Annotated in this window: 6 protein-coding genes; 2 read left to right on the top strand and 4 right to left on the bottom strand. The window is 52.4% G+C overall.

The window, feature by feature from the left end; translation table 11 throughout:
• Positions 1-231 precede the first annotated feature (231 nt).
• A complete protein-coding gene (locus tag QME66_11545) occupies positions 232-642 on the bottom strand; it encodes a PaaI family thioesterase (GenBank protein ID MDI6809597.1) in 411 nt (136 codons plus the stop codon).
• A 337-nt stretch (positions 643-979) separates the two neighbouring features.
• Between QME66_11545 and QME66_11540 the strand changes: the two genes are divergently transcribed.
• Entirely contained in the window at positions 980-4,174 is a 3,195-nt protein-coding gene (locus tag QME66_11540) for a T9SS type A sorting domain-containing protein (GenBank protein ID MDI6809596.1), read from the top strand.
• A 44-nt stretch (positions 4,175-4,218) separates the two neighbouring features.
• On the top strand, positions 4,219-6,123 hold the full coding sequence (locus tag QME66_11535) for an amylo-alpha-1,6-glucosidase (protein MDI6809595.1): 1,905 nt from the start codon (positions 4,219-4,221) through the stop codon (positions 6,121-6,123).
• A gap of 15 nt (positions 6,124-6,138) precedes the next feature.
• On the opposite strand, the gene QME66_11530 is transcribed toward QME66_11535, so the two are convergent.
• The 3 genes from QME66_11530 to QME66_11520 all read right to left on the bottom strand — a co-directional run bounded on the left by QME66_11530 (position 6,139) and on the right by QME66_11520 (position 9,654).
• Positions 6,139-8,049 (bottom strand): C25 family cysteine peptidase, encoded by a 1,911-nt coding sequence (locus QME66_11530; protein ID MDI6809594.1) that lies wholly within the window; start codon positions 8,047-8,049, stop codon positions 6,139-6,141.
• A 57-nt stretch (positions 8,050-8,106) separates the two neighbouring features.
• On the bottom strand, positions 8,107-8,847 hold the full coding sequence (locus QME66_11525) for a FlgD immunoglobulin-like domain containing protein (GenBank protein ID MDI6809593.1): 741 nt from the start codon (positions 8,845-8,847) through the stop codon (positions 8,107-8,109).
• Between the two features lie 171 nt (positions 8,848-9,018).
• Positions 9,019-9,654 carry a FlgD immunoglobulin-like domain containing protein gene (locus QME66_11520; GenBank protein ID MDI6809592.1) on the bottom strand — a complete coding sequence of 212 codons (636 nt, stop codon included), beginning with the start codon at positions 9,652-9,654 and terminating at the stop codon, positions 9,019-9,021.
• Between the last annotated feature and the right edge of the window lie 120 nt (positions 9,655-9,774).

Here is a 9,774-nt window from a genome sequence, read left to right as displayed (position 1 = left end):
AAAGACATCCCCGTAACCTCCAGCTATTCTTGGACTTCTAATCGGACACCAGTGGAGACTGTCCCTATTTTCAAAATTGACAGGGCCCTTCTGAAAGCGTATACTGGCTATAGGGTTTCTGCCTCTCCTGTCGAGGCGGTGGCTTACACCCAGATCTCTTCGATAAGGGACGTGGCCTCTAGCTGTCGGGGGCTTGCAAGCTCGACTGGACGGAGTAGGCGGAGCCCTTTTCTATTTTCCGATTCTTACGCAAACACCTTCACCCGATGCAATAACCGTCCCGTCACTCCCCCTCACTTCTGCATTCAATTCAAAGATCCTTCCCCTATCATTCACCAGTCTCCCTACGATGGTGAGCTCTTCGCCTGTGAACGCAGGCTTATGAAGTCTCACGGAGAATGACGCTGTCACAGCTCTCTTGCCCAGCTTGAGGAGAAGTGAAACCATCGCTTCATCGATCAGAGTTGCAATGATTCCGCCGTGGAGGACATCCTTGAACCCCTGAAACTCCTTCCGGGGGATGAATTTCCCGACCAGCTTCCTCTCTTCGTCCAGCTTGAACTCTACCTTGAGCCCGATCGGGTTCTTCTTCCCACACACAAAGCACATCCCATCGTCTTCAAGAGAGATTTTTCTTTCCATTTCCCGGGCGCTCCATCTCACAACCGGCGGCAAAAGCCCGGCCAAAGGATTCTGAACCATTAGACCAGTCTGCAAGAAGTGCCAGTCTACCCCCGCAATTTGCCTCTTGCAACTACCCATGCCTGGTGGTAGAATCTTAGTAGGCAAATCCGGTCCCTCATATCACTCTTGCGGTACAGGCTCTCCTCATGGTATTGTCTGAACTCAGTTGTTCTTGACGATGTTGAGATCGCCAGATTGTATGACTATCTTCCTTAGGGCTTGAAGGAAAGTTCGCGTCCAGGCCCGGGGGGACTGCGGCCCAAGCAAATCAAGCCGAGCTCGAAAGGAGCACCCGATGAATTGGAAAAAGGTTTCCTCTCTCCTCATCATTCCATTCTTCCTGCTAGTTGTGCTCTCATCCGTCCTTGCAGCCGGAAAGGCAGCCGAGGTAGCGCGGCCAGGAGTATCAGATGCCGGGTCGCCAGGGTTAAGTGAGAACAGGGCTGGATCTGAGCGTGTTGGCTACGGAAGCGGATGGGATGATCTTGCTCAAACAGAGAAACTTGACCCCAATTCAATGTTTGCTCCTGGCTCCCCTGCGTACATGCCTCCATTTCCTGATGAGAATCTGCTAAGGCAGATGTACTCCTCAAGAAGTCCGGCAAATGTGCAGGCCTGGACCGGAGAGGTTCTTGCCGATCCGCAGGCAATCTTCGGTTTTCCTCTGGATGATCAACGTTCCCCGGCCGTTGCCTTCGATGGAACGAATTATCTGGTTGTCTGGGAAGACTTGAGAAGCGGCAGCTCCGACCTCTATGCAGCAAGGGTTACCCCGACAGGTGCTGTGCTTGATAGCGCCGGACTTGTCATCACAGTCGCGTCCGGAAATCAGTCCAACCCCAAGCTGGTATTTGATGGGACGAATTATTTCCTTGCGTGGGAGGATACGAGAAATGGAAGTCCGGATGTTTACGGCGCGCGCGTGACTCCCTCAGGGACCGTGCTCGATGTGGACGGGTTTCCTATCGATACCCGGAACAGCATAAAGGATGAGATCGCGCTCTGCTACGGAGGAGGAGCGTATCTCGTGGCCTGGAGTGATTCCAGGATGGGAGACAGAGACATCTATGGAAGGTGGGTCCGTCCTTCCGGAGTGGTTCTTGGGGATAGTGCGATGGTCATTTTCAGACAGTCCGGAGATCAGGAGAATCCTTCCATTGCCTTCAACAGCTCAGCGTTCTTTGTGGTCTGGCAAGACTTGAGAGCGGATTCTGTCAGCGCCGACATATACGGCGCCAGGATTCTGCCTGAGGATCAGCCTCTTGACACACGGGGGATCCTGATCTCGGTAGGGCCGGGCGAGCAACTGCGGCCTTCGATTGCCGCGAACGGTTTAGACTTCATGGTGGCCTGGCAAGATACAAGGGATAATCCGATAGAGATAAATGCGCTGGATATTTACGGCAGTATTTTTAGAATTTCGATGTCTGCCGACACGCTTGCGTATTCGGCAAGGGACTCGCTTCTTTCTCCGGACAAATCGAAGCCGAAGAACCCAAGGTACCAGTCCGCTGCAAGAGTGCTGCCTATGGGGACCGGATTCTTCGTAGGCTGGGAAGAGCAAATGGCTGACACCCTTGATATATTCGGGACGCGTGTGACTCTTCAGGGCAATGTCTTGGACGTAGCTCTCGCGGTTGCCACAGGCAGAAGCGCGCAGATGTCACTTGCATGCACACCCGGACAGACTGATTTCTTCATGGTCTGGCAGGACTACAAGAGCAGCTACTCTGACATCTATGGCACGAGAATGAACTCAAGCGGCACACTGCTTGATGCTTCTGCGCTGCTGATTTCGATGGTTGGAAACGATCAGTGGGCGCCTGCAATCGGCGTGACAACAGACGGCAGCCAGGCTCTTCTTGTCTGGGAGGATAGAAGAAACGCGACGACGCCAGATATATACGGGGTGAGAGTCTCTCAGGACGGGACTATCCGCGATCCAAGGGCGGTCAAAATAAACGGAGGAGCACAGACGCAGGCAACACCTGCTGTGGCATTCGACGGGACGAATTATCTAGCTGTCTGGTCCGACTTTGTTTCCACTACGAACTGGGACATCAAGGGAACGTTGGTGGACATGGCCGGAGTGGTCTCATCGCCAACCGGGACCACCATGCATCAGCTGGACTCGAACCATCACCTTGCCCCTGCAGCGGCTTTCGGTGATACAGCTTACCTGGTGGTCTGGGAACAGAGAAATGGGACTACGGGAGTATACGACCTGTATGGAGTGCATGTCAGAAAGAATCTTGCTCGAGTTGAGGCCATTTCGTTCATAGTCAATGCTTCCTATTCCGAACAGCATGCTCCTCAGATTGCATTTGGCGCAACCAACTATCTTGTCGTCTGGGAAGACAGGAGGTTTGGAGTATATGACATCTATTGCACTGTTGTCGGGTCGCGCGGAAGTGTGCCTGACACGGCTGGAAAGATTATTAGTGACGCCGTGGGGTCACAGGCATTTCCTTCCCTTGCCTTCGACGGGGCAAAGTTCCTCGTTGCGTGGGAGGACTACAGGAGTGGAGGAACTTCGGACATATACGCGTCCAAGGTGGACACAACCGGAAGGATAATCGGCTCTGCCATAGCCATTTGCACTGCTCCGGGAAGTCAGCGGCTTCCAAAGGTCATATACGACGGCACGAATTTCCTGGTTGTCTGGCAGGATTCGAGAGGCGGCGCAAACCAAGTGTACGGTGCGAGAATTGACACTTCCGGCACAGTTCTCGACGTGGACGGAACGATTCTATCTTACGGTCAGCCGGAAGCTTTCCAGCCGGTGATTGGAAAAGGCGGATCCGGGCAACTCTACACGGCCTGGTCTAGTTTCGTGCCGGTTACCTGCAATTCTTATCGGACCTGGCTCGAAGTCGGCACTTGGCCGGAGATCGTTCCAGTTTCGTCTCCGTTGTTCAGTGCAAGTCCAGGGCACGGAAAGGTCGTTCTTTCCTGGAAAAAAAGGGATGATGTGACTGCGTGCAGAATCTACAGGAAGGGACCGGACGAGACAGACAGGGTTCTCCTCACGGAGCTCAGGGGAGATTGCCTGGCGGTTTCTTCATCCGTAAGCGACAAACACGAAAACGAATTCGAGGATTCCTCTGTTACCGATGGAGTGATGTACAGCTACTGGCTTGGCCAATTGGAGAGAAGCGGACATGAAGTCCTTTTCGGCCCGATTGAAGCCAGAGCTCTGCCGGCGTTTGGCGGAGTTCCGATGCTGTCCAGCAGCTATCCGAATCCTTTCGGCTCGGAGGCCGTGTTCGTTCTGTATCTGCCCTTAAAGGCCACTGCTGCCATTCAGGCGTTCGATGTCAGGGGAACGCTCGTGAGGGAGATATTCCAGGGGACTCTCGGTTCCGGGACCCACACGTTGAGGTGGGATGGCAAGGACGGGAAGGGGAAAGACCTTCCATCCGGAATCTACTTTGTGAGATTCAAGTCCGGGAAGTATTCTCTTACCAAGCGCGCTGTTCTTATTCGCTAGAATTGTCTGAAGTCATATCCATACAGCCTTCTTCCTTCGGGTCCTTGGAAGACCTCGAAGGAAAGGAGTGGATAGAAACAAACGGGCTTGGAGGTTTTGCCTCTCAGACCGTCGCCTGCACGAATACAAGGGTCTATCACTCACTTCTCGTCTCTCCGGAGACTCCACCCCACCGAAGACGCTCTCTTCTTTCTAACGTCAGCGAGACTCTTATTCTGGACGGGAAGGAATACGAGCTCTCACCACAATTCTTGACTCCCGAAAAAGTCCAGACCTGTCTCTCACATCTCAAAGCATTCAGGCTTGATTGGTCCCCCCTGTGGATTTTCGGAATCGGCAATGTCGAAATAGAGAAGAGAATCTTCCTGGTTCATAGAGAAAACCTCAGCGTCATAAGCTATGCCGTCCGTTCTGCGGGGCCTGTCGAGCTCCGGGTCAAACTTTTCCCCGCCTTGAGGAGATTTGATTCGGTTGAGGAGCCGCTCCAGCCGGTGAAAACGCAGGCGACGGATGGTTCAATTTGCTTCTCAAGAAATGGATTGAATCTTTTTGTGTCCCATAATGGAGAGTCGTTCGTAGCGCGAACGGAGGTCTTCCCTGAGACCTTTCTCAAGGAAGAGAAAAGGCGAGGTCTCCCCTGCTTTGAGAACCTTGTGACACCCGGTGTTGTCGTCTTCGGGGGCTCGGGCGCCTTCTTCATACTGGCATCTGATTCTCCGATTGGGAAAAGAGATGTTTCGTCTCTCATTCATGGAGAGGAAAAGAGAAAAAGGGAGATTGTGCAGAATGCTGGGCAAGATCTTTTCTCACGGCACCTTTCCGTTGCAGCCCAGAGTTTTGTCGTGAAGCGAAAAGGGGGAGAAAGTCTCTTTGCCGGGTACTATTGGTTCAGTGAATGGGGTAGGGATGCAATGATCTCGCTTCCCGGCCTTCTCCTTACCAGAGGTGAATACGGGACAGCAAAATCAGTTCTCGAAAGATTTTCGTCAAGCATGAAAGACGGCCTCGTACCGAATTTCTTTGCAGATGACGATGGGATCTTCTACAACTCGTGCGATGCATCTTTGTGGTTCGTCGTCGCTGCATACAGATACTTTCGCTCAACGAATGACGTAGATTTCGTCCAGAGAACCGTCCTTCCTGCTGCCCGGCAGATAGTGAATGCGTATGCGCGGGGAACTTCGTTTGGCATCCGCATGGACTCAGACTTCCTGATCACCCAAGGCGAGGCAGGTCTTCAACTGACCTGGATGGATGCAAAGGTTGATGATGAAGTAATAACTCAGAGAAGCGGGAAACCTGTAGAAGTGAATGCTCTCTGGTACAATGTTCTTCATATCCTTTCGATGTTCGAGGACCTTTTCGGAGACAAGAGAGAATCGGAGCGCTGGCTTGGTGTTGCGCGGAACGTGAAGAAGAATTTCTGTGAGCGCTTCTGGAACCCTGAAAAGAATTGTCTTTACGACGTAATTTCCGAAGAAGGCCCTGACGATTCGGTCAGACCCAATCAGGTCTTTTCGGTTTCACTTCCATTTCCTCTGCTTGAAAAGGAACGGGCACTCAGAATGCTCTCAGTTGTCGAGAAAGAGCTTCTTACACCATACGGTCTGAGAACGCTTTCTCCTCGATCCCAGCATTACAAAGGTGAATACGGCGGTACAAGACTTGAGAGAGACAGAGCTTATCACCAGGGGACAGTCTGGCCCTGGCTTCTTCTCCCCTATCTGGAAGCGCACCTTCGCCTTCGTGTGAAGCGTGACGCCTGGCCTGAAACTATCCGGCAGTTTCTCGAACCGTTCAGGAAGCACCTTTTCGAAGCAGGACTCGGGACAATTTCTGAAGTCTTTGACGGCGATGCGCCTCATAAACCCGGAGGCACAATCTCCCAGGCCTGGAGCGTCGCGACGGCCCTGGAACTACTTTCGCTCATTCCGGGAAGGGCTCGTTAGCGCAAACTCAAGAGCCTACCTCATGAGCAAGAATTTCCCGGTTTCTGCGGTCTCCCCAATCCTAAGATGATAAAAGAGTACTCCGTTCGGAGACCTCCTTCCTTTTCTGTCTATTCCTTTCCAGAGAATCTCGTGTGAACCCGGCCCCTCCCGCTCTCTGGTGATTAAGTCAACAAGTCTTCCGCGTATGTCGTAGATGCTAAGTTCCACCTTCACCCCACCCTCACTATCGCCAGCGTCATGCTTGACAGAATACCTGAAATGGGTGGCATCTTCTTCGCTAGAAACCGTTGGCTTCCGGGGCGCCTCCAAGAGCGGCAGGTCGTAAGGCTGCGGCCAGTCCAACTTTTTCCAGACAGTAAATGACGAACTTGCCGAACCTGAGAGCCCAGTCTGGTCACGCACAGTGCAAGTGATACTCACAGGAAGCCCACGAAGCTCGTCGATGTCTTGAAACTGTTCCGCCGGGGGCGCCGTGTATACCGCAGTAACAGCTTGCCAGGCTCCTTCCTCGGTGCACCAATTGTTCCCCGCCGGCACAATAGTTCCTCTGCTTGCAGTCCAAAAGACGTTTACGCCGTCACCGCAATTCTTCTCATACCAAGCACCGCAGAATCGGTAGCTTTTCGAGGCCTCCATGTCACATGGCTCATATTTCTGTGGATTCGAGACATTGGGCGGATAGTACCTTGGCGAAATCAATGCAGGATCGCCAAGAAGAACGTACTCCTTGAACACGTCCTCTTCCCACGGATAGTTTTCGAATGCCGCTTTCTTTGCGTCAAGGAAAACTCTACCCAAAGGCACGTCATAGGATCGGACAATCCGGGAAAGAACCTCGTTCAGCAACCATCCGTTGGCATGAAGTTGCGTAGCACCTGTTGCGCCGAACCAGGCCACAGCCCCGGCGGTCTGAGGAAAGAGAAACCTGTCGGCGAGGATAACGTCTTTCACGAGTTCTCCTCCTCTGTCGACAAAAATGCTATCAACGTCAAATCTTGCCAGATGGCACGACATTCCCAACACAATTGACGGCATTTGCGTATTCTGCGGATCGCTCGGACCGAGGTAGCCGCTCCGGATGAACTGCTCAAGCGACCTTTCCGAGCTCATCACGCCTATGGCGCAAACAATGCTCTGTCCCTGATTGAAAAGTTCCATAGCAGACGTGTGGCAGTAGAATCCGAAAGGGTCATCAAAACCGCAGTCGGAATGAATCAGTGTGGTCCTTTGCCAAGGGCCATACGCAAATCCATTGACAATTCCTAGAGCTTCCGCGACTTGGTTCCTTACAAGAATCGCGTCATTGACGGTATGAGTGCCACTGGTATCGTTGCCGAGAAAAAGTACTCTTTTCTTCCAAGGCGCCGAAGCGCAGTCCAATTCATAGTTGAACACCTTCGACACATAGGCAGTGACTTGTTCGCGAGTTGATGCAGGTAATCGCCCAAGAGCCATGTCAGGGATAACATCAGTGGTATCATCAACACAGACAAGCCAATCATCCCAGATTGCCTTTCCACCATAGGAGAAATACGGAGCAAATCGGTGGGTGGGCACCTGTGCACTCACGGTGTCAGATACATCACCCACGAGAAAAACATATTGCGGCCTCGGACTCCAGTTCCAATACGCATAACGCAAGAAATCCCGCAAACCCCTGTCGCCGGAACCGAATTCATCAACTACCTCTGAAATCTTCACCTGCTCTACTTGCTGCCCTTTCTGCTGCCTGAGCCACACAAGCGGAGAAAGCGTGGAGGGAGGGTCCAAGAAGGCATCGTAGGCTATGATGAGATAGGTTGCTCCTCGAGTCGGATCCGTGAGAGCAGCACCACACTTTGTCGGGGAGTAAGCAAAGGCAAGGAACCAAAACAAGAACGATATTCTCGCCAAAATTGAGATCTTCCTCTGAATTGCGTCCATAATCCTCACCAGCCCTTCTGATTACGGCTAGCCGCCGTCATGAGTTGTCAAAGAAGTCTAGCGCACAAGCACCACTTTTCTTGAAAGCTGCTTCCCTGGAATCTCAAGCAAACAAACATAAACGCCGGCTGGCACTCTTCCGCCGGAGCTATCCGTGCCATCCCAATCAAGGCTGTACCTTCCAGCACGCTTCTCCCCATCGAAGAGAACCTTGACCCTTCTGCCCGAAGCGTCAAACACCGAAAGAACCGTCCTGTATTCTGGAAGATTGCCGAAGCGAGAACGTCCATCGTAAGGCAGGTTGAACCGGACTTCTGTCATTCCGTGAAAGGGATTTGGAGAGCACTGCCGCAGTGCGAAGTCTTGCGTAAGACCTATGTCGACAGCGAAGGTACTTCCAAAAGTTCTTTCACCGCTATAAAGAAGAACCCACAGCTGATAGAAAAACCTTCTGCCTTCTTGAGTGGCCCCCTCCCGATACACATAATCGCTACCTTCACAATACCCGCCGTGATGGGCTGGAATGGGACTAGTCAACACGCTTGTGTAAGGCCCCTCAACACTGCTAGCCCTCAAAACATCAAATGCCGCTATCTCGGTCTCACACCTCGTAGACCAAACAATCTCAACCTCACCACCCGTGACTCTGGCGCCCCCTGATGTAATAAGCATCTCAGGATTCTGCTCATGCGTACCGGCCCGAAATGCTCGCCTAATCGGATTACCGGCGCAATCCTTCGCATGCACCACAGTCACATACCCAGGCGCCTTGAATGTCCCATGCCGAACCTTGAACACCACATCCAACCTGTGCCAGGTCCCTTGATCGGAACTATGAGAGCGGAAAGCTTCTCGCAACTATGAGGAACAAGCTAACGGGGTGAGTGGAGTGTCTTTCGCGAATCTCAAGATAACACTGTTTCTACAGGCAACATCAGCTCTAATTCCATCCAGTTTCAACAAGGAACGTTACCTAAGAACTACTATCTTCTTCGTGGACTTGAAGCCACCTTCTGTCTCGATTTGGTAGAAATAAACTCCCGAACTCAACGAGACGCCTTTATCATTCCTCCCATCCCACCTGACTGTGTGACCACCAGCCCTGAGTTTGGAATCAACCAACGTCCTCACAAGCCGTCCGGATGCATCAAACACCTTGAGCGAGACCTTCTCATCAGTCTTCACTGAGAAACTGATGGTCGTAGCAGGATTCATCGGGTTCGGATATGCGCTCCTGAGTTCATCAACAGCAACATGGCCGTCCGACCCGCCCAGTACAGCAATGTAAGGGGATATGCGTCCCCAGACAACTTTGTCGCGAACTTCACGCTGCCAACCCTTGAGCGGCGTAGAGCAAATTCCAGTAGAATCGCCAGACAGCCAGCCATTCACGCCGCCAGGACAATTCACTGAGCGAACCTGATCTGTTGCGTAGGAGCTCAGGACTGTGCGGTAGAGCACGTTCTGATTAGCATCCTTGACCTCATTCGCCACCTGGGCATAGTGGCTCTGAGCCGGGTTTGCCGGATTGATGAATTTGAGCTCGGCCTTACCAGTCGTGCTTCCAGTCTGAACACTAACTATATTGAAATTGTTTGGACACATGCTGCCGCCCTTGAGTGCGCAAACAGTGTCGCCCGCGATTCCCCCACGGATGTAGTTCCCGGCTTCACTAGTGTAGTGCGTCTAACGCTTCTTTACATTTGGTGACTTTGGCCAGGATGC

The organism is Candidatus Eisenbacteria bacterium (assembly GCA_030017955.1).
Taxonomy (GTDB): Bacteria; Eisenbacteria; RBG-16-71-46; order JASEGR01; family JASEGR01; genus JASEGR01.
The sequence above is the reverse complement of the archived record's forward strand: the minus strand, read 5'-3'. Positions and strand labels throughout refer to the sequence as shown.

Excerpts from the sequence above, each read along its gene's own strand:
- QME66_11520 (MDI6809592.1), bottom strand. The coding sequence starts at position 9,654 with ATGTGTCCAAACAATTTCAATATAGTTAGTGTTCAGACTGGAAGCACG.
- QME66_11545 (MDI6809597.1), bottom strand. The coding sequence starts at position 642 with ATGGAAAGAAAAATCTCTCTTGAAGACGATGGGATGTGCTTTGTGTGT.
- QME66_11540 (MDI6809596.1), top strand. The coding sequence starts at position 980 with ATGAATTGGAAAAAGGTTTCCTCTCTCCTCATCATTCCATTCTTCCTG.
- QME66_11530 (MDI6809594.1), bottom strand. The coding sequence starts at position 8,049 with ATGGACGCAATTCAGAGGAAGATCTCAATTTTGGCGAGAATATCGTTC.